This window comes from [Clostridium] cellulosi (assembly GCF_036762875.1).
GTDB lineage: Bacteria > Bacillota > Clostridia > Oscillospirales > Ethanoligenentaceae > Ruminiclostridium_D > Ruminiclostridium_D cellulosi.
Window position 1 is genome coordinate 53459 of the sequence record NZ_JBAIZF010000016.1, and the last position, 21109, is coordinate 74567.

The following is a 21109-nucleotide window of genomic DNA, read 5'->3' on the forward strand; positions in this document are numbered from 1 at the left end:
GAGCATAAAATGGAGAATTTAAAGATTTCCGACGAGCTGTTTGTGCCCGCCACAAAAGAGGAGCGCGAAGGCATCCAGGTTATGCGCGAGCCGTCCTCTTACTGGAAAGATGTATATAAAAGGTTCTGCAAAAATAAAGTAGCTGTCGTTTCTTTTTGGTTTATTGTTGTAGTAATACTTGTTTCAATAATAGGCCCTTATATTTCGCCGTACAGATATGACCAGCAAATTAAAGGCAGTGAATTTATCCGCCCGTTTGTCAACTGGTCACATCCTCTCGGAACTGATAATTTCGGCAGAGATGTGTTTGTACGCCTGATGATGGGCGCCAGGATTTCACTCGCCATTGGTATCGTGGCAAGCCTTATGATACTGGTAATCGGCGTTATATACGGTGCGATTTCCGGATACTTCGGTGGCTGGGTAGACAATATAATGATGCGTATTGTTGAAATTATTTCTTCAATCCCGTCACTTCTCATTATCATTCTTCTGTCGGTTGTAATATCTCCGAACTTGAGGGCATATCTTGACGCGCATCCTAACAATACATTCTTAAAGACGATAGGCGGTTCTCTGCTGTGCATCTTCATTACATTTGCACTGCTGTATTGGACTGATATGGCACGAATGGTCCGCGGACAGATACTCAGCGTCAAAAACGAGGAATATGTTGCGGCCGCAAAGGCGCTTGGTGCTAAACCGGGACGCATTATCAGGAAGCACCTTCTGCCGAACAGCATGGGCGTAATCATTGTTACCGCGACGCTCAACATTCCTACCGCGATATTCACGGAAGCGTATCTGAGCTTCTTAGGCCTTGGAGTTTCTGCACCGATGTGCTCACTCGGTTCACTTGCAAGTGACGCTTTGTCCGGTATTTACTCATATTCATATCTGCTTATCTGTCCTTCAATTTTGATAAGCCTTATTATACTTGCATTTTATCTTATCGGCGATGCACTGAGAAACGCTCTTGACCCAAGAATGAAGAAATAAATAAGGTAATTAGACTGCCAAAATCCTGATTATCAGCAGGGAATACGTCAGGAGGTAAAAATGGAAAATCTACTTGAAATAAAACATCTAAAAGTATCGTTTTTTACGCCTGCGGGTGAGGTAAAGGCGGTAAACGATATATCATATACACTCGGCAAGGGCGAAATTCTCGGCGTCGTCGGTGAATCTGGCTCTGGCAAGAGTGTTACAGCGAGTACGGTAATGGGACTCGTCGAGAGCCCCGGACGTATAGTTGGCGGTTCTGTCATTTTTGACGGAAAAGACGTCACTAAGATGAGCAAACAGGAAATCCGCAGTCTCCGCGGAAGAGAAATCGGAATGATCTTTCAGGATCCGATGACTTCGCTGAACCCGGTATATACTATCGGTGCTCAGATTAAAGAAGGATTAAAGCTTTATTACGGATTAAAAGGCAAAGAGGCTGACAAGAAAGCCATAGAGCTGCTCAAGCTCGTAAGTATAAATGAGCCTGAAAGGCGCTTAAAGCAGTATCCTCATGAATTTTCCGGCGGCATGAGACAACGCGTTATGATAGCGATGGCGCTTGCCGGCAACCCAAAGATGCTTATTGCTGACGAGCCTACAACGGCACTTGATGTTACTATTCAGGCACAGATTCTGGAAATAATAAAAGAACTTCAGAAGAAAATAAACATGTCCGTTATGCTTATAACCCACGATCTCGGTATTGTGGCGGACAAGGCAGATAAAGTTGTAGTTATGTATGGTGGCAGGATAGTCGAATCTGCACCGTGTGAGGAAATATTCCGCAATCCGGCGCATCCTTACACAATCGGGCTTTTGAATTCGATACCGAAACTTGACAGTTCCGATCCGCTGGTGCCGATTGAAGGCACGCCGATCGACCTGCTCAATCCTCCGAAGGGATGTCCGTTTGCGCAAAGATGCCAGAAGTGTATGAAAGTATGCCTTTCACACATGCCTCCTTACACAAAGATTTCAGAAAATCATGAGAGTGCTTGCTGGCTTCACGATCCGAGAGCAAAGGCAGCAGCGGGAAAGGAGGCTGTTAAATGAGCGAGGAACTTATAAGAACAGAAGGACTAAAACAGTATTTTCATGTAAAAAATAATTTTAGCCGCGGAGTCGTCAAAGCTGTTGACGGCATATCGCTTTCCATAGCAAAAGGTGAAACATTAGGCCTTGTCGGTGAAAGCGGATGCGGAAAATCTACATTTGGAAGAACACTTTTAAGATTGATTGAACCGACAGACGGCAAGATTTTCTATGAGGGCAAGGATGTAACAAAAGGCGATTTTACACCCTACCGCAGGAAGATGCAGATCATATTCCAGGATCCATACGCTTCTCTTGACCCCAGAATGACTGTTGCGGATATTGTCGGTGAACCCCTCGATATCCATAAGTTATACAAGAATAAAAAAGAGCGCAAGGAGCGTATAATGGAGCTTCTGCGTATGGTAGGGCTTAACTCCGACCATGCACAGCGCTTCCCGCATGAATTTTCAGGCGGTCAGCGTCAGCGTATAGGCATAGCGAGAGCGCTTGCGGTGCAGCCGTCGTTTGTCGTTTGCGACGAGCCGGTTTCGGCGCTTGATGTTTCTATACAGGCACAGATAATTAATATGCTTGAGGAAATGCAGAAAAAATTAAAGCTGACATATCTTTTTATCGCCCATGATTTGTCAGTTGTTAAACATATAAGCGACAGAGTCGGAGTTATGTATTTGGGTTCACTCGTTGAGTTAGCGCCGAGTGATGAATTATACAGAAATCCGATACATCCGTATACTCAGGCTCTTATTTCTGCAATTCCAATTGCGAAGCCGAAGTCAGAAATCACAACAAAAAGGCAGATACTAAAGGGTGAGATTCCTTCACCGCTTAATCCGCCTTCAGGGTGCAAGTTCCGCACACGCTGCCCAATGGCAAAGCCGGAATGTGCGGAGGTAGTGCCGCAATTGCATGAAGTAATGCCGGGGCATTATAGTTCCTGCATTTTAAAATAGAGAAATACTTCAAAAAATATATTAAGAGGAGAGGTTATATGAAGATCAGGAGAATCATTTCATTGGCGCTTGCCTCTGCGATGATTGTCGGTGTGTTAACTGGCTGCAAATCGCAAGGAAGCACAAATCCTGCTGAAACACCGATCAGGGTGTGCGTAGGTTCTGAGCCGAAGTCAATTGACCCGGCAATTAATCAGGCAGTTGACGGTTCAATTTATATTGTCCATGCATTTGAAGGTTTAACAAAGTACGACAAGAATGCCAAAATTGTCCCAGGTGTTGCAAAGAGCTGGGATATCAGCGATGACCAACTGACCTATACTTTCCATCTCAGAGAAGATGCCAAATGGAGCGACGGCAAACCTGTAACAGCCAACGACTTTGTTTATGCTTGGCAGAGAGCAGTTAATCCTTCAACTGCTTCAGCCTATGCGTATCAGCTCTATTATATTAAAAATGCGGAAGCTATCAACTCCCAGGCAATAGATGAATCTGGCAATCCCCAGAAAGTAAAGTTTGACAAAGACGGCAATCCCGTTCAAGACAAAGATGGCAACTATGTCGCTGATCCAAACGGAAAATATATTTCCGCAAAAGACGATGGATCTCCAATTTGGCTTGACGATCTCGGTGTAAAAGCAACTGATGACCATACCCTCGTAGTAACACTCGAGGCGCCTTGCATTTATTTCCTCGATATTGTCGGCTTCCCGGCACTTTATCCTGTTAGAAAAGACATTGTTGAAAAAGATCCAGACGGATGGGCAAATGATCCGAAAACATATATCGGCAATGGCCCGTATATCCTGAAATCATGGGAACACAACAGCAAAATGGTATTCGTAAAGAACCCGAACTACTATGATGCTAAGAACATTGTCGGTGCTGAACTTGATTTCACGCTGATGGATGACACAAACTCCATTCTCGCAGCTTTCAAGAACGGCGAACTTGACCTTGCGGATTCATATCCTACAAATGAGCTTGCAAATCTTCAGGCAAGCGGCGACGCAAAGATTTACGACCAGCTCGGTATTTACTATTATGTGTTTAATACGAAAAAAGCTCCTTTTGACAACCCGAAGGTAAGAGAAGCTCTGACTCTTGCTGTCGACAGGGATTATCTTGTTAAGAACGTTGCCAAGGGCGGACAGAAGCCCGCAGGTTCTTTCGTACCTTATGGTATCCTTGATGCTGACGGCAATACAGACTTCAGGGAAAAGGGCGGCGAAATTATCAACATCAGTGACACAAAAGCTAATATCGAGAGAGCTAAACAGGCTCTTGCAGAAGCTGGTTATCCCGACGGTAAAGGCTTCCCGACTGTTGAACTTAAGTTTAACACCGACGAAGGCCATCAGAAGATAGCTGAATATATCCAGTCCGAATGGAAAAAGAATCTCGGCATCAATGTCACCCTCGTTAACGAGGAATGGTCAGTATTTATCAATGACCGTAACACCGGCAATTACCAGGTTGCAAGAGACGGTTGGGTAGCAGACTATTCTGACCCGATGACATTCCTTGACATCTTCACAAGTACAAGCGGTAATAACGACGGTAAGTATACAAATCCTGCTTATGATAAGCTCATTTCTGATGCAAAGAAGACTGCCGATCCTAAAAAGCGTATGGAATTACTGCATCAGGCTGAAAAGACAGTGCTTGACGATTATGCCGTAATGCCGATCTACTACTACACTGACCCAGACCTCGTAAGCAAGAATCTGAAGGGTTATGTCCATTCTCCGATGGGCTATAAATTGTTCATGTGGGCTTCAATAAGCAAATAAAGCATAAACCGCAGGCTGCCCTGTGATTGACAGGGCAGCCTTTTTGTTTATAAATATCCCTATAACGACTTAATGTGATTTTGTCATTTAACGGTTATTCGACAGTTAAAATTAAAGCTTGACAAACACAATCCGTTATACTATTATGAATATAATAAAATGAGAGCGTGGTGTAGCACGCTTGTATAATAGTTAAAGCTGATGAAAAAGACAAAACCGGATACATAACCTCACAGAGAGCCGCGTGAAGCTGGGAAGCGGTAGGGAAAATCCGGCGGTTGGGCTTTGGAGTGCGGAAGGAACGCAGTTTTAAAACTGTTAGTAAAATCCGACGTTGCGCGGCGCGTTAAGCCGCATAGAGGCGGGACTGCATAGTCTATGCAGTTCAAGCAAGGTGGTACCGCAGACTGACGTCTGTCCTTGTATAGGACAGACGTTTTTTGTTGTAAATAACTGTTAGGATGTTGAAGATATATAAAAGTGTTGGGGGCTGGATATATGAAGAAATTGTTGATGGGCAACGAAGCTATAGCATTTGGAGCGATAAAAGCCGGCGTCAATGTGGTATGCGGATACCCTGGAACGCCGTCCACAGAGGTGCTTGAGACTGTTGCGAAAAATAATGACTGCGGCATATATGTAGAGTGGTCCGTCAACGAAAAAGCGGCTATGGAGCTCGCTGCTGGGGCGTCTTATACCGGCGCGAGGGTTATGGTCACAATGAAACAGGTTGGCCTCAATGTGGCGTCCGATCCACTTATGAGCCTTACATATATAGGGACAAATGGCGGAATGGTTATCGTTGTCGCCGACGACCCTGGCCCCAATTCCTCACAGACAGAACAGGATACAAGACATTTTGCAAAGTTTTCGAATCTTCCGGTTCTCGACCCGTCAACGCCTGAAGAGGCGTACGAAATGGTTCAGTACGCATTTGAACTTTCGGAACAGATTGGGCTTCCGGTGTTTTTGAGGCCGACAACCCGCGTATGCCATGCCTGTGCCGCTGTTGAGATAGATAATGAGCGTAAAGAGCACCGGCCGAATGGCTTTGTAAAGAGCCCGAAATGGGTTATATTCCCGGCGCTTGCTTATAAAAAACACATAGAACTCGAAAAACAGCAGGATGAAATCGCTGAAATTTTTAATAGCTGCCGCTTTAATTACATAACCGGCAGCGGCAATGTCGGGATCGCAGCTTCCGGTATTTCTTATGCCTATGCCCACGACGCAGTAAAGAAGCTGGGCCTTAATGTCAAGATGTTTAAGGTTGGCACAGCCTACCCATTCCCGGCCGGAAAAGCGGAGGAATTCTTAAAAGGGCTTGATAAGGTACTTGTAATAGAGGAACTCGACCCTGTCGTTGAAGAAGCATTGCAACTAATTGCATATAAATCCGGCAGCAGGGCGCAGATATATGGCAAAAAAACCGGAAACGTTCCAAAAGCCGGCGAGTACAGCCTTGAAAAAGTCGAAAAAATTATATCCGATTTCATGGGTATCGAAGATAAAACGGAAGAAGAAACTCCTTATCCGGAAGCACTTCCGATGAGAGCGCCGAATCTCTGCGCAGGCTGCCCGCACCGCGCGTCGTTCTATGCCGTAAAGCATGCGATGAAAGGGCAAAAAGCGGTATTTACCGGCGATATTGGCTGTTATACCCTTGGCAACGCGAAGCCCCTCGATATGACAGATACATGCCTTTGCATGGGCGCCTCTATAACAGTCGCGCAGGGTATCAAGCGCGCCGAACCCGATACAAAGCTTTTTGCGTTCATCGGCGATTCGACGTTTTTCCATACAGGTATCCCAGGAGTTATAAACGCGCTTTACAACGGCACACAAATAACTATTATAGTGCTCGACAATTCCACCACCGCGATGACTGGCCATCAGCCCCACCCGGGAATCGGCAAGACGATGATGGGCGGCTTATCGCCGAAAGTCAGTATTTACGATACCCTCAAGGGCTTGGGCGTTGAATATGTTCGTAAAATCAACCCGTTTGACCAGAAAACGGCGATTGAAGCGGTTAAGGAAGCGGCTAATCAGCCGAGGGTCTCGGCGATAATTTTTGAAGCCCCCTGTATAGCGCTTTTCAAAAAAGAATGTATATATAAAGTTGACACTGAAAAGTGCAAGGCCTGCTCCAGATGTATTAAAGAAATCGGCTGCCCGGCCATTCATCTGGATGAGAATAAAAAGGCAGAAATCGACACATCACTTTGCTATGGCTGCGGATTATGCACAGATGTTTGCCCGTTCGGCGCGATTGGGAGGGACGAGAAATGAAATGTGATATCTTAATTGCCGGTGTTGGCGGTCAGGGACAGGTTCTTGCTTCTCGGCTTTTGGGAGCTGCCGCAATCGACGCTGGTTTTGACGCGAGAACGAGCGAAACAATAGGCATGTCGCAGCGCGGCGGTTCGGTTACAAGTTCAGTTAGAGTCGGTGGCGGCGTCTTAAGTCCCTTGGTTCCGGATTCAGGTGCTGATTTGATATTGGGCTTTGAGATCTGCGAAACCGTCAGAAACTTAAAGAAGCTTTCAAAGACCGGCGCTGTTGTTTTGAATACACAGGTTATAAGCCCGGTATCGGTTTCATTGGGGATTTCAAAATACGACTCCGACGAGATGTTGGATTTCATAAAAAGCAAAGTCAAACGCTTTGTTGTGGTTGACGCATGCGAGATGGCAATCAAGGCAGGTTCAATAAAGGCCGCAAACGTAGTAATGTTGGGCGCGGCATGCGGTGCAGGATTTCTTCCCTTTGAAAAGGAGAGGTTCTTATCCGTCATAATAAATAATGTTCCCGAGAAGTTTAAGTCACTCAACGGAACAGCTTTTGAGTATGGTTATAATTATGCAGCGGCTTTGGTAAAGTAGCATCTTGTCAAATAATATTAGCTTGGAGGATCAGTGATATGAACAGCGAAGTTTTTTCGCAAATTAAGGAACTAATTGACCGCGTGCTTGAAACCAGCCCATTCTATAAGAAAGTCTTTAGAGACGCCGGACTTACTGCGGCAGATATAAAGACGCCGGAGGATTTTGAAAAAATACCTTTCACAGACAAAGAGGCACTCCGGGAAACGTATCCTATGGGTCTCCTTTCTGTGCCGCAGGAACAGGTGGTTAGAATCCATTCGACTTCCGGCACGACCGGCACTCCTGTAATCATACCTTACACAAAACAGGATGTTGAGGATTGGGCGACAATGTTTGCGCGCTGTTTTGAGATTGCGGGCGTTACCAATAAGGATGTTATTCAGATCACTCCGGGCTATGGTTTGTGGACGGCAGGTATAGGTTTTCAGGCTGGGTGCGAAAAACTGGGCGCGATGGCGATTCCTATGGGGCCGGGCAACACCGACAAGCAATTTCAGATGATGATAGACCTGAAAAGCACCGTCTTGTGCTCCACCTCGTCTTACGCGCTGCTTATCGCAGAAGAAGCACAAAGGCGCGGAATAAAAGATAAACTGAGCCTCAAACGCGGCATAATAGGTTCGGAGCTTTGGGGCGACATCATGCGCAAGCGCATCGAGAGAGAACTCAACATAGAGCTGTTTGACATATATGGCCTTACTGAAGTCTATGGCCCTGGTATCGCGATTGACTGCGATAAACACGAGGGGCTGCATTACTTCGACGACTTTCTGTATTTTGAAGTGATAGACTCAAACGGTAATCCGGTAAAAGACGGTGAGTGGGGCGAACTTGTAGTGACTACCCTCAAAAAACAGGCGGCGCCTCTTATCCGTTACCGTACCCATGACCTTACGAGAAAGCTCACTAAAAAGTGTTCATGCGGCAGGGAATACCCGATGATAGACAGAATCATGGGCAGAACGGATGATATGGTCAAGGTAAAGGGCGTCAATATCTATCCGGGCCAGATAAATACGGTCCTTACAGATTGCAAGGGCGTGAGCAGTGAATATCAGGTACATATTACTCACGAGAATGGCCGGGATATTTTCAAACTCAAGGTTGAGAGAAAAGACGGCTTCGCGCCCGAAGAGGTTGAAAAGGAAGTAGCGGAGGTTTTCAAACGCAAAATTGGTATAAAGATTGAAGTGGAAGCGGTTGCTATAGGTGATTTGCCAAGAAGCGAGAAAAAGAGCAAACGCGTTTTTGACTACCGCCAGAAATAATTAAATTATTGCTATAGATGACCTCAGAGATACATGCAAAAACAACTCCCTAATCAAAAGCCGGAGCGGTTACCCCCCCAATAAGGGTTGGCCGCCCCGGCTTTTGATATAAGCCAAACTAAAAGTGTATTGAGTATAAATGGCAGGCTCATGAATGTTTAATTCAATCCGGCAAAAAATGAATAGTCAAAAGGAGGCAAACAAATAATATAAGAAAAAAGCCGGAGGAATTAACAAATGAGTTTTAAATTACCTATAAAAGATATTCATGGTCGTGAGATTCTGGACTCCCGCGGAAATCCTACAGTAGAAGCGGAGGTAACGCTTGAAAACGGCGTTTGTGCTTGTGCCGCGGTGCCGTCGGGAGCCTCTACAGGTGCTTTTGAAGCACATGAGCTGCGGGACGGCGACCCGAAACGCTACATGGGGCGCGGTGTAACAAAGGCAGTCGGCAATATTAACGGCGAACTTAGGAATACACTGATAGGCATGGACGCGTTGGCACAGGCGGAGCTTGACAGGCGTATGGTTGTGCTTGACGGGACACCGAATAAGTCAAGACTTGGCGCAAACGCCATTCTCGCTATATCCCTTGCCAATGCGAAAGCGGCGGCAAAAGCGCTGAACATACCTCTTTACCGCCACTTAGGCGGGCAAAGAGCCAACACGCTCCCGGTTCCTATGATGAATATATTAAACGGCGGCGCGCACGCCAAAAATAACATCGACATTCAAGAATTTATGATAATGCCTGTCGGCGCGGAAAGTTTCTCACAAGGCTTGCAGTGGTGCGCGGAGGTTTATCATAACCTCGGCAAGGTGCTTGCCTCAAAAGGTTTGGCGTCCGGCATAGGCGACGAGGGCGGATATGCGCCGAACTTAGGCAGCGACAGGGAAGCTCTCGACGCCATTGTGGAAGCGATAACAAAATCCGGTTATTCACTGGGCACGCAATTTTTAATTGCGATTGACGCGGCGTCCTCAGAATGGAAACAGGATGACGGCAGTTATCTGCTACCTAAGATGAATAAGCGCATGAGCGTTCAAGACCTGATGGGGTATTGGCAGGAACTTGTCGGTGCTTATCCGATTGTATCTATCGAGGACGGCTTTGCGGAAGAGGATTGGGACTCGTGGACAATGCTGACTAATGCACTCGGGTCCGATATCCAGCTCGTCGGCGACGACCTGTTTGTAACCAATGCAAAGAGGCTTCAGAAGGGCATACTGCTGGGGGCAGCCAATTCAATTCTCATTAAGGTAAACCAGATTGGCACGCTCACTGAAACATTTGAGGCTATTGCAAAGGCACAACGCAGCGGCTACACAACAATAATATCCCACCGTTCCGGCGAAACAGAGGATACCACGATAGCGGACATTGCTGTTGCGGTCAATGCCGGCCAGATAAAGACAGGCGCTCCTGCGAGAAGTGAACGTGTCGCAAAGTATAACCGGCTCCTTCGCATTGAGGAGGAACTGCGGGGAGCAGCAGAGTACCCCGGACTTGGCGCCTTCTATAATCTTCAATAATTTCAGAGCGGCATAAGCCGCCTTACATAAGAACTGTTTTATTAAATAAAAGCAAAAATCGCATTTCTTTAGATTGACATTTGAATTATCTTGTGGTAGAATTTAATATGCCGCGTGCTATGGGCTTTAAAGTATGCAGTTTTGCATCGCCCCGTGCAGCGAGATTGTAATAAGGCAGGTGCCTTTAGTAATGTATGCAATAATCGAAACAGGCGGTAAGCAGTACCGTGTGCAGGAGGGCGACACAGTTTTTATTGAAAAACTCGGCCTTGATGAGGGCGAATCAGTATCTTTCGATAAAGTTGTCGCCGTAGGCAAGGATGATGGTTTTGTTGCCGGAACGCCTTATGTTGATGGCGCGAAAGTAACAGCAAAGATCCTCAAGAACGGTAAAGGCAAAAAGGTCATTGTTTTCAAATACAAGGCCAAGAAGAATTACCGCAGGAAAAAAGGACATAGGCAGCCATACACTAAGGTCCAGATTGAAAAAATTGAGGCTTAATTGTGATTAAGGCGCAGTTTTTCAAGGTTGATGATAATTACTGCGGATTCAGCATATCGGGCCATGCAGGGTATGCTGAAAGAGGATATGATATTGTTTGTGCCAGTGTATCGTCGGCAGTTCAAATGGCGGCGAATACAGTCACCGAAATAATCGGAGCCGACGCCGCAGTAAAGAATGTTAATGGTACGATATCATTGAAGCTTGATTGTAACAGCGGTGAAAAAACAGAAAGTGCAATGTCTGTTATCGCTGGATTGCGCCTGCATTTGTTGCTGCTGTCAAAGCAGTACAAGGGGACTATAAGTGTTTACGATACGGAGGTGTAATATATGCTTATTATATCAATGCAGCATTTCGCCCATAAAAAAGGTGTCGGTTCTACAAAGAACGGACGTGACAGTGAGTCAAAGCGTCTTGGCGTAAAGCGTGCCGACGGCCAGTACGTTCTCGCAGGCAATATACTTGTACGCCAGCGTGGAACACACATTCATCCGGGTGTTAATGTTGGCCGCGGCAGTGACGATACACTCTTTGCAAAAGTCAACGGCAGGGTTAAGTTCGAGCGTTTCGGCCGTGACCGCAAGCGTGTAAGTGTTTATGCGGAGTAGTAATTAGCTGAATATTTATTGTCCCGCTTATAAAAGCGGGGCAATAAATTCTCTTTTACTTTATATGATGTAAAAGCACTTGATTTATAGTGCTTTATAGTGTATAATACTCATTGTTGTTTTGCCGGTGTGATGGAATTGGCAGACGTGCGGGACTCAAAATCCCGTGGTGGCGACACCGTGCGAGTTCGACCCTCGCCACCGGCACCATAAACAAACCTTCATAACCGAAGAGGTTATGAAGGTTCTACTTTTTCATGTGGTTCTTTTCATTAAGAAAATTAGATTTTGTCCAAACTTTGTCCATTTAATTATTAAAAAGGCGCGGTTTCTTACCGCGCCTTTATTTTTATACTATATTCACCACTGTGCCTTTATAACTTACTCGTTAAATATATCCGAGATTGTCTGCTTCTTAATTTTTCTTTGAGTGAGCACGCCAGCGAGTGTTGGGCTTATAATACCGACGAGTAAAGCAAATAAGCAAACAATCAGAGACAGCCTAAACGTCCAATTTAGTGCAAATATTATCAACAGATAAATCAATATGCCCAGAATTAAACCGATAACGGAGCCAACAATACCAGTAAACATGCATTCAACCGAGTAAAACTTTGAAATCTGTGAATTGCTGCCGCCGATTATTTTCATTATACCGATTTCCCGTTTCCAGCCCATTATTGTAATAGTCATTATATTTGAGAAATTCAGTACTACAATGAGTGAAGTAATAAGGAAGAGCAAAATGATAAACATATTTACATATTTGAAATACCCGTTTATCATCTCTAAAATAGCGAGATTATTCACTACGATAGCGTCAAGACCTGTGTCGATCAATTCTTGTGACATATTAGATTTTGTATTCAATAAATCGGTAATCCGCTTTGATTCTTGCTCAAGTAAATTTACATCAGTTACCTCAGCAAGTATTGCGCTGTATTTGCTGTCTTTAACAATAGGGCTTTCTTCGCTTATTAGAATAATATTGTTTATTACATCCGTGATGTTAGAGTATCCCATTCTCCTCATCTTGTCGAGGATACCAGAAACTTTAAACGTATATTTTTTCCCCAAATACTCTATGTCAATAGAGTCACCAAATTTAATTCCATACGTTTTGGCAATATCGGCTCCAATAATCACTTCATCTTTATTTGCGCAGAAAGTACCTTGCTTTATTTTAACCCTATACAAATCAAGAAACACTTGATTTGAAGAATCAATCTTCGAAGATAAAATTATTTTGTTTTTTCCTTCGGAATCTTTATAAAATACAGATGTTACATCTATATCTTTGATTCCGGTGCTTTTAGCGATGTTTTTTTCGCTGTTTACAATGTCAAGCGTAGAGTTGTCGTAAACAGGAAGACACCAATATGTAAGTGTGTTTTTTCTGTTGCCAACAGCAATAGTCATTACTTTATCATCTGATATTTTCATTTGAGAGTATAGCACATCTTTAAAAGAACTTGAAAGGGAAGCAACTAAAACTAAAAGAAGTACACCTACTGAAACGCCCGCAATATTATGTATAAATTTTTTCCTGTTTGAGAGAATGCTTTTAACGGCCATTTTAAAATAGAATTTCATTTTGTCTCATCCGCCTCGACAATCTTGCCATTCTTAAGCGTCACAGTTACATCCGCTTTATTGGCGATTTTAAGATTATGCGTAACCATAATAATCGTGCAGTTTTTCTGCTGTTTTATGTCCATAAAAATTTGGATTATTTTTTGTTCGTTCTCTTCATCCAGATTTCCGGTGGGTTCATCGGCAATAATCACCGATGGCGAATTAATCAAAGCGCGGCAAATGGCAATCCGCTGTTTTTCTCCTCCGCTTAATGTTGAAACAGGCTTCTGCAGTTTGTTTTCGGGAATTCCTACAGAATTTATTGCATCTTTAATCATTTTTAAGCGTTGGCTGGAGTTTTTAATTCCCGCAAAATATAAGGGGATTTCCAAGTTGTCAAGGACGCTATACCGTTCGATAAGTGAAAAATTCTGAAATACAAAACCAATATGCTTTCTCCTGATTTCTGTTATCTGTTTTTGATTCACATCAGAAAGGTTGTTATCGCATACGATAACAGAGCCGCTGTCAGCCTTTTCAACGGTACCAATAATACTGACCAATGTTGTTTTTCCAAGCCCGGACCGGCCGACTACACTGTAAAACTTGCCGGTTTCGAACTGATAAGACGCATTATCCAAAATCACCAACGGTTCAGCGCCATTAGGATAACTTTTGCAAACAGAATCCAAAACGACTGAATACATTTTTAATCCCTCTGTCCCAAATATCTGCGAATTCCTTGCTGCGCTACATTTGTATAAACATAAATAAAAATAGAACATTAAGTTATTATTATGAAAAATTATATCATAGATATGAGATAATATACAAACTTTTTACCCCATGATAAAACTGCCTCGCTCTCTAAAAATAAGAGCCAGTCTTTTGCCGATGTGGCAAAAGGCTGGCTGAATTTATCCGAAGGGCATTATTAAGTCTGAGTAGTAATGATGCTTAAAATTAGGAATAAATATCTCATATCTTTAGAGTAGCAATTGTCAAACAGGTTTTAACTTTCCTCGTCCATATCCCAATGAAGTTTTTGCCCCAATACCTTGTTCTGAAAATACATAACTCAGTGTATTTTCAAGTTTTGATTTTTCATCATTACTTAACGGTTCATATGAACCGATGTAAATATTGAACTGCATATTTTCAATACATATGAATTCGATAGGCACTGGCTTCTGGTCATCCGTAGGCGGTTTACCTCCAAAATTATTATAGTAAAGAGGATAAAGTGGAGTAATCACATCTCTATACAATGTTCCGTTACATTTTGCGTCTGGGTAACTGTCGAAAAAAATAAGCTGTCCCATTCTATTTTCATGTTCTAATTCATCTTTAGGCGTTTCGTTCTCGGACGAACCGAACAGCCGCAGCACTTCCTCAGCGTCATTATCGCCATTGCAATTTATTTCAATCCAACAATGGCGCATAAGACCTTTCAATGTGCTGGCAGGGATGTAAGGTATCCCATAAACAGGGTGCAGAGTTGAAACTGATAAATTGCCAAATGGCGACACTCCACCGATACCGATTGCCCAGCGGGAGTCACCTTGCTCTATAGTAAACTTCCTATATTGTATATTTAACGTTGTCAGCAAATATTGCGTCTTGCCATCTAAATCGTTCAGCAAATTCTTTATTGTATCATTTGCGTTGTTGCTATATTTTAGAGAATAAGATTGCTTAATTTGAAAATATGGTGTTACCTTACCTTTGCTTAAATATGCATACCTGCAAAACTTTAAAAATAGATTATCAATTTGATTTTTATAGTGATATATAAGATCGGAGGTTCCTTGGGGCAGAATTTCTTTTCGGCCGTTAATTTGATTGTTACGTTGTTGATTCTTGCCCATTATGAATCGCCCCTTCAGCAAAGCGTTTCAGCCATTCGAGCAGAGCAAGAGTTTCAGCTTCAAGAAACCGATATGTATCAATCTCACTCTCTGCAATAATACCCATCAAATCGTTACCATCAAATCCCGGTGTTTTTTGTTCTTTAAACCATTCATTAATATGTTTATAAAATATTCTATAATCACTTTTTGAGTAAATGAACGCCATGGCAAGTCCAAATCCATTGCTTAAAATCATGGCAGGAAGAGAGCGAACGCGACTGCGGTATTTTTGAAGAGTTTCATCTTGCAACTCAGAAACCTTTCTGAACGCAAACTCTGCCCGCTTGTTTACAACGTTTTTAGTCATTTGTATCACCGCCTTTTAAATAGGTCATGACAAAACCTTTACCAAGCGTTGCATCTGCGCCTATTTGAAAAACAGGTGGGAGTTTATCAGAGAAGAAGCCCATAAGTTCTGGTGCCTTGTATTTAGGTTCTTTTGAATCCGGTTTTGAATCTAATTTGGCATCTGACATCATTATAAAACTGTAAAGGATGCTTTCCTCCGGCAGATATTCTTCAGTAAAAAGGGCTTTATTCTCAACAACTCCATTGTTACCGATTTTTATTCTGGTGACAATAGATGTCGCGTGTGTAACAAAGTCTTTAAAATCGTCGTCGGGGAGTAGAACAGCTCTTTCAGCTATGTCCTCCGTCAGGCCGATATAATGCTTGAGATCATTGCAACACCGCTCAAAGTCAGGACTTTTTCCAATATCGTATCGAAATTCATCTAACAATATTGAATACTTGCCGGCATTATTGTCCAATGAAAGAATATTGTTTTCACTTGCCAAAGCGGGCGCGTCTGATGGTATGCAAATTTTATTCTTTACACCAAAAGATTCCATGTCATTTTGAAATCTTTTTATAACCATAGGACAAGTAATCAAAGCGTAAATGCCTTTTGCAGAACGAACGGGGAAAAACAGCAGTCGGGCATCTGTAATTGCAATTGCCACTGCTGATAATTCGCTTGCTCCTTCTTCTCCAAATATTGCATTTATGATTTCATGGTCGTTATTATTATTTTTATTTTTATCATTGAATTCAAATGTATCACGCAAGCAACCTTTTATAGTTGAAGACTCGATTTTGGGGTACCCTGTATGTACTTCCCGCTGAATGGGGAGATCAACCGAACGAATATCAGTTCCGCTTCCGGCGTGTAACGGAGTCAACACCTTTAGGAATAAAACTTTCTTTTGATCATACATCGTGAATTTCTCCTCTCTTATGTACTTATCGCCCCGACTAAACAATAACCGAAACCGCGGCTGCAATAGCGCAGGCGGCTAATTTTCCAATGTTCAAACCCAAGTGATTCGCGGTATTCACTTATGCATTTTTTATGGAAAAGGCGTATTACATCTTTCATGCTTCCATCCAGCAGCTTAAAGTAGTACACACTACCTGCCGGTACGGCATAGCGCATTTCTTTGGGCGTTGGTTTTAACTTGTAGTCTTTTCCATCATGGAGCTTTTCTGATGACTTTTCATTTTTCTTGCAAGTGAATCCACCTACTGCAACTGGTCTTCCAACAGCAGCGCTAAAAAGCTTCACGCGAACACTGTGTTTATCATGGGTGAAAGTTCCTGTCATAGTTTCACTATTAATCCAGCCGGGTAGCCAACCCTTTTCAAAGATAGCGGGCGTGGCAAGATACAGTTTGAAACAGTTGCTGTCGATATTAGGAGGATCAGGAATCGGAAGCTCTTTTTCTATGCGGGTAACAATACCCAGTTTCCCATCTCCGCCTATATGTATAATCGATTTTTCCGGAGATTCAATGCCTGATGCTTCCAGTGCCAGACTGCATCGATGTTCTTCATTAGATGGAATTATCAAAGTTTGCTGATATAGCTTCCCAGTGGCTGCCATTCTCTTGTTGTCATCGATACCATTTCCAATACGGTTTTCTTTTATGATGTAGTCACCCAATGGACATACCGAAAAATCTGATGTTTCAGCATATAAGTAATCTCTCATTACTTTTTCGTTTATATAGGCTCCACCGTTGACATGAGGTGGTTTTTTATTTTTTTGCGGTGATTTTAGAAAATAGGTAAGAGGAAAACTGCTCCCAGCCGCGGATGATAAGCCTAATTCATGGGCAATGAATCGACCATCATTTTCTTCGATATATAGATCAAGGGGAATTGGAAACATTATGTGGTTGTCTGCAATAACACCATTCCATCCTATCCTTAATCGCCTGGAGAAAGTATTCTTGTTGCAGTCTGGATTTTCAATCGGCACTGCACAGTTTCTAAGTGCACCAGCATAAACATACGGAAACGGTGGGAAAATGCTTTCAGCGTAGTTGTTCACGCCGCCGGCATCGAATGGTGCTGCATCTCTAAAGAACCACGAATCTATCGCATCTATTTGGTAGTACAAGGAACTTCCTCCTTTCCTAAGAACGCGGCAATTTTCAGAGCAGAAGTGAAATTTTCTAAATCATGATTGCATTGCTCAAATAAATTTAAAATATCAGTTATAATATCTTCTTTACCTTCCGGAGGGCAGATGCTCGAAACAACAAGAGGCTTTAGCATTTCTTCTTGAAAAGCTTGTCCGCCGTCCACAAGCTCTTGCAGCACAGAAAGAAGCGAATAAATGCTGGATACTGAGAGAGTGCCTGAACTGACTGATTCATATATTTTCTGTATGGCATCCAAACTTGCACAGCTTTTGCCGAATGGATTGCATACAATTGTTTCTTTTCCAGAGCGCTTATATACAGTTATGGCATATGAGTTTTTATCCTTTTTTGCCAGCCGCTCCATTTCATCTGCCAAATTGAGCACATTTTTAAGCGGAGGCATGAGATGTGCATACACAATCCCTGCGCTAAATGTTAATTTTTCTGAAGTTATCGGATTATGAACCATTTCTTGAAATTTCTCACGTAATGCCATAAGTGCACGAATAGCTTTACTTACCGGAAAGAAGCCTAAAAAATCCTCCCCTCCGGCATAAATGCATTCGCCTTTATATTCTTTTATGATATCAGGAACCTTAGTTGCAAACTCTCCGATTTCCTCACTTAATTGTCTTTGATACTCTTCCGAACAATTGCTGTAAGTACTGCCAATGTTATCGCCGTCGAATTTGACTACGGCATAGTAAGATGATATTTTTTCTCCATTTAAATATTTAATGAGCTCATTAGCTATATCTACGTCTTTAGAAGTATACTCTCCTGTATTCTTAGATAAATCAAATCCGTTTTGGCGGTCAAATACTGCTTCTGCCGCTTCTGCGGATAGGTCCTTAAATAAATTTTCCCCAACTGAATCATTTTCAAATCTATTCTTTAAGAGCATATATGCAACAGAAATTATATTGGTATTATACTTATATTTCTGAAATTTTTTATCTGCAATGCAATAAAGCATACGTTTGATGAATGCAAGGGCGCTTAGTCCTTCCCCGGGCTTCAATGCGTAAAACCATTTATCTTCGTTGGCGAATTCTATTACTTCAGATAAAAATTCTGGCTGCGTCTTTTTATCATCTTTATACTTGACAAATATGGCGTTGTATTCGGGGAAAAGAGAGCATTTTCTGCCTGCAGGTTCAGTAGTCTGAGAAAAAGGTCTTATAGTTTTAGCAGCTTGCAATTTTGAGGTGATTTTTTCAATGTCGTCTTTGCTTACGTTATTGCATTCCTGATAAGCCCAATATACTTCCGGAAAATCTTTAAGCTGAGCTATGATACTTTTATTAGGTTTAATTTCACATTTCTCAAAGACAGACTCATAGATTTCCTTAAATTCGGACCGAACTTCTTTTTCCATAAATTTAGCAAGTCCGTCTAAACGGCCGCAGATAAAATTTTCACCTTTTAAACACTGTTCATCTGAGAATGTAACTCTTAACAAGATTCGGTTTGGAACATTCGGTGTTTCATTTTCTTTATAAACAGGAAGAAGCCGTTTAATCTCTATATCAGTTTTCAGGGCATCGACTGCGTTGCAAGTATGTATTATTAAATACGATAATAAAAAACTCCCTGCGTATAAATCCCGCATTTTACGAGAATTCCCGATAAATGATTGGACAGGGCCTATTGTAAATGAAAGAAGATATTGTTTCATTTTTCATCGCCTTTCTCGATTTTATCAACGAAAGCATCTTGAATATTATCCCATTTCGTTTTTTCATTATCCTGTTTCTTTGTTGGATTGTAACCATTTTTTTGATTTTTGGGTTTGTTTTCGAATTTTTTTGAAGGCACGAAGTTCAGAAAAGTATACACCGGAACAATTCCTTCATTAACTTCTGCAAGGCTTACAATAACGGAAGAAGCAAAATGAAAACCGTTATCTACATCGCCTAATACATATGAATTACGGAAATCTAATTTTGTATTGTGTGAAGCGAAATCTACTTTTTTCAAGTATTCTTTTACACAGTCTTTTGTTTTTTTCAGTAGTGGACTGCCAAAATGTATTTTTTTAATGTAGGGTCTATCATTGTCTGGTTTGTCGTTATCTGATGGATTTTGCAGGATGATGTCTCTTTCGCCGTTTACAACATAAGCCTTCTTTTCACACACATTGTTTAAAAGTTTTACAGTATACTCCGGCAAATCTTCATATGAAATTTTGCTCAGTTCGTCGGTTGTCATGCAGCCGCGGCCGCGACGTGTACGTTTGCCAATCCCGCCGATAAGCAGCGCAAGATTGATCAAATCCTCATACCATTGCTTCAAATAAGAGTATGTTGTTTCAAATTTAACATTAAATACTTTTCCAAATTTATAGCATAATCTTTTGGGACTTTTCTTATGAAATAAGAGAAATTTTTCCTCATACCAACTCTCTTTATTACTATCCAAATCTAATATTTGTATTCTTAATGGGGAGGGCTTTGCAAGTTCTTCTCCGTTTTCTTTTAGTTGTCCTCCGAACCGTTCCACTTCATGCTGATACAGTGTTTTGCTATCAAAATACGGATTGGCAATCCGATATGTATTGCGCAAAAGTCCTTTTAGTTCTGTTGGCCTTGGTTCAAGTTTATCGTTGTTTCCGTGACTGAACATTGGACTGATCACTTTAAGTGTTTTAATTGGTATTTCCGTCATCATTTTTATCCTCTTTTCCGTTACCTTTTCTATTGAACATATCTGCATAAGCTTTATGCGGGAAAAACATAGGATTATTTATGAGCATTAAAAGCTGATTGAGCTGTAAATTCAATGTTAAAAGTGAAACAAGCTGACCCTTTTCATCAATTACTTGGTAATCAGAAAGTTTTCTGGAATACATTACTTCTGGATATTTTAATTCTGTTTTTGAATTCCCGCACATATTTAACTGGCCATGCCAGTTTGCTAAATTCCAATCGTCTTCATGTGGTATCTTGATTTTTATTCTTGGTGGTTTTTTATTAGCAATGATATAAATGTCGAAACTCTTCGTAAGCTTTTTACTCGGCTTTTGGAGTGAGCATAAAATCTTTATTGGTCGAGTTCCTGTTTGATATTTAGCAGGTCCGACACTCATTAATTGTGCCAATCTCGTTATAGAATCACCAGACGTATTCAAGTTATTAATGCTATCGCACCATTTTTTGATGTTCTTAATGTCTTCATCTATTTCCACATTTTGGCTTTTGCATTGCACTACGGCCGCTACAGCTTCAATCGGTATGAATTTGATACGACCTTTTCGGAAAATATATGGTGTATACATTTCATCAAAAATTGCAAGGTCTACTTCATTTGAAACATTTTCATTCGAATCAATCAAGAATACTGACTGCTCAATTACATATTTTTTTGGAACAATTTGTTCAAATAGTTGCTTCCATATTTCTTCGCGAAATCCTCCGATAGTTGGTGGGTGGTTTGGTACAGTAAAATTTAGCTGTGACACAAACGACTTTTCAGCTTTTTTATAATTCTCGATTATCGCTTTTCTAACTTTTTCACTTTTTGACGCTTTTTTTGACATATCGATACACTTTCCTTTTGTTATATATTGGATTAAAAGAAATACCGCGTTTTA

At 42.0% G+C, this 21109-nt stretch carries 20 protein-coding genes and 1 tRNA gene; 12 read left to right on the forward strand and 9 right to left on the reverse strand.

Translation table 11 applies throughout. The features are described 5' to 3' along the window. Positions 1-9 precede the first annotated feature (9 nt). From V6C21_RS04300 to V6C21_RS04355, 12 genes are all read left to right on the forward strand, one after another. A complete protein-coding gene (locus tag V6C21_RS04300) occupies positions 10-999 on the forward strand; it encodes an ABC transporter permease (RefSeq protein ID WP_034837262.1) in 990 nt (329 codons plus the stop codon). A gap of 60 nt (positions 1000-1059) precedes the next feature. After that, a complete protein-coding gene (locus V6C21_RS04305) occupies positions 1060-2058 on the forward strand; it encodes an ABC transporter ATP-binding protein (protein WP_034837264.1) in 999 nt (332 codons plus the stop codon). Next, positions 2055-3011, forward strand: coding sequence for an ABC transporter ATP-binding protein (locus V6C21_RS04310; protein WP_034837267.1), 957 nt, complete (start codon positions 2055-2057; stop codon positions 3009-3011). The genes V6C21_RS04305 and V6C21_RS04310 overlap by 4 nt, the downstream gene beginning before the upstream one ends. A gap of 38 nt (positions 3012-3049) precedes the next feature. Next, positions 3050-4804: a peptide ABC transporter substrate-binding protein gene (locus V6C21_RS04315; protein WP_479268421.1), complete on the forward strand. Its 1755-nt coding sequence runs from the start codon at positions 3050-3052 to the stop codon at positions 4802-4804. Between the two features lie 498 nt (positions 4805-5302). Next, positions 5303-7096, forward strand: coding sequence for an indolepyruvate ferredoxin oxidoreductase subunit alpha (gene iorA / locus V6C21_RS04320; RefSeq protein ID WP_034837268.1), 1794 nt, complete (start codon positions 5303-5305; stop codon positions 7094-7096). Beyond that, positions 7093-7689, forward strand: a complete 597-nt coding sequence (locus tag V6C21_RS04325; protein ID WP_479268422.1) for an indolepyruvate oxidoreductase subunit beta — start codon at positions 7093-7095, stop codon at positions 7687-7689. The genes iorA and V6C21_RS04325 overlap by 4 nt, the downstream gene beginning before the upstream one ends. Before the next feature lie 38 nt (positions 7690-7727). Next, entirely contained in the window at positions 7728-8960 is a 1233-nt protein-coding gene (locus V6C21_RS04330; RefSeq protein ID WP_479268423.1) for a phenylacetate--CoA ligase family protein, read from the forward strand. A 237-nt stretch (positions 8961-9197) separates the two neighbouring features. Then, positions 9198-10493 carry a phosphopyruvate hydratase gene (gene eno / locus V6C21_RS04335; protein ID WP_034837276.1) on the forward strand — a complete coding sequence of 432 codons (1296 nt, stop codon included), beginning with the start codon at positions 9198-9200 and terminating at the stop codon, positions 10491-10493. Between the two features lie 190 nt (positions 10494-10683). After that, a complete protein-coding gene (rplU, locus tag V6C21_RS04340; RefSeq protein ID WP_034837488.1) occupies positions 10684-10995 on the forward strand; it encodes a 50S ribosomal protein L21 in 312 nt (103 codons plus the stop codon). A 2-nt stretch (positions 10996-10997) separates the two neighbouring features. Further along, positions 10998-11324 carry a ribosomal-processing cysteine protease Prp gene (locus V6C21_RS04345; RefSeq protein ID WP_479268424.1) on the forward strand — a complete coding sequence of 109 codons (327 nt, stop codon included), beginning with the start codon at positions 10998-11000 and terminating at the stop codon, positions 11322-11324. Between the two features lie 3 nt (positions 11325-11327). After that, complete coding sequence (rpmA, locus tag V6C21_RS04350) at positions 11328-11606, forward strand: 50S ribosomal protein L27 (RefSeq protein ID WP_034837281.1); 279 nt, start codon at positions 11328-11330, stop codon at positions 11604-11606. Between the two features lie 123 nt (positions 11607-11729). Continuing rightward, positions 11730-11816: transfer RNA gene (locus V6C21_RS04355), tRNA-Leu, on the forward strand. A 171-nt stretch (positions 11817-11987) separates the two neighbouring features. On the opposite strand, the gene V6C21_RS04360 is transcribed toward V6C21_RS04355, so the two are convergent. The 9 genes from V6C21_RS04360 to V6C21_RS04400 all read right to left on the reverse strand — a co-directional run bounded on the left by V6C21_RS04360 (position 11988) and on the right by V6C21_RS04400 (position 21055). After that, the gene (locus tag V6C21_RS04360; RefSeq protein ID WP_479268425.1) at positions 11988-13199 is read right to left on the reverse strand and encodes an ABC transporter permease; all 1212 of its coding nucleotides are present in this window, start codon (positions 13197-13199) and stop codon (positions 11988-11990) included. After that, entirely contained in the window at positions 13196-13888 is a 693-nt protein-coding gene (locus tag V6C21_RS04365) for an ABC transporter ATP-binding protein (RefSeq protein ID WP_479268426.1), read from the reverse strand. The genes V6C21_RS04360 and V6C21_RS04365 overlap by 4 nt, the downstream gene beginning before the upstream one ends. Before the next feature lie 294 nt (positions 13889-14182). Next, entirely contained in the window at positions 14183-15049 is an 867-nt protein-coding gene (cmr6, locus tag V6C21_RS04370; protein WP_479268427.1) for a type III-B CRISPR module RAMP protein Cmr6, read from the reverse strand. Continuing rightward, positions 15027-15398 (reverse strand): type III-B CRISPR module-associated protein Cmr5, encoded by a 372-nt coding sequence (gene cmr5, locus V6C21_RS04375; RefSeq protein WP_479268428.1) that lies wholly within the window; start codon positions 15396-15398, stop codon positions 15027-15029. The genes cmr6 and cmr5 overlap by 23 nt, the downstream gene beginning before the upstream one ends. Continuing rightward, a complete protein-coding gene (gene cmr4 / locus V6C21_RS04380) occupies positions 15391-16308 on the reverse strand; it encodes a type III-B CRISPR module RAMP protein Cmr4 (RefSeq protein ID WP_479268429.1) in 918 nt (305 codons plus the stop codon). The genes cmr5 and cmr4 overlap by 8 nt, the downstream gene beginning before the upstream one ends. Before the next feature lie 17 nt (positions 16309-16325). Then, on the reverse strand, positions 16326-17492 hold the full coding sequence (locus V6C21_RS04385) for a type III-B CRISPR module-associated Cmr3 family protein (protein ID WP_479268430.1): 1167 nt from the start codon (positions 17490-17492) through the stop codon (positions 16326-16328). Further along, on the reverse strand, positions 17477-19195 hold the full coding sequence (cas10, locus tag V6C21_RS04390) for a type III-B CRISPR-associated protein Cas10/Cmr2 (protein ID WP_479268431.1): 1719 nt from the start codon (positions 19193-19195) through the stop codon (positions 17477-17479). The genes V6C21_RS04385 and cas10 overlap by 16 nt, the downstream gene beginning before the upstream one ends. After that, entirely contained in the window at positions 19192-20187 is a 996-nt protein-coding gene (locus tag V6C21_RS04395; RefSeq protein WP_479268432.1) for an RAMP superfamily CRISPR-associated protein, read from the reverse strand. Before V6C21_RS04395 ends, cas10 begins: the two co-directional genes overlap by 4 nt. Then, positions 20165-21055, reverse strand: a complete 891-nt coding sequence (locus V6C21_RS04400; protein WP_045085546.1) for a DUF6602 domain-containing protein — start codon at positions 21053-21055, stop codon at positions 20165-20167. The genes V6C21_RS04395 and V6C21_RS04400 overlap by 23 nt, the downstream gene beginning before the upstream one ends. Positions 21056-21109 lie beyond the last annotated feature (54 nt).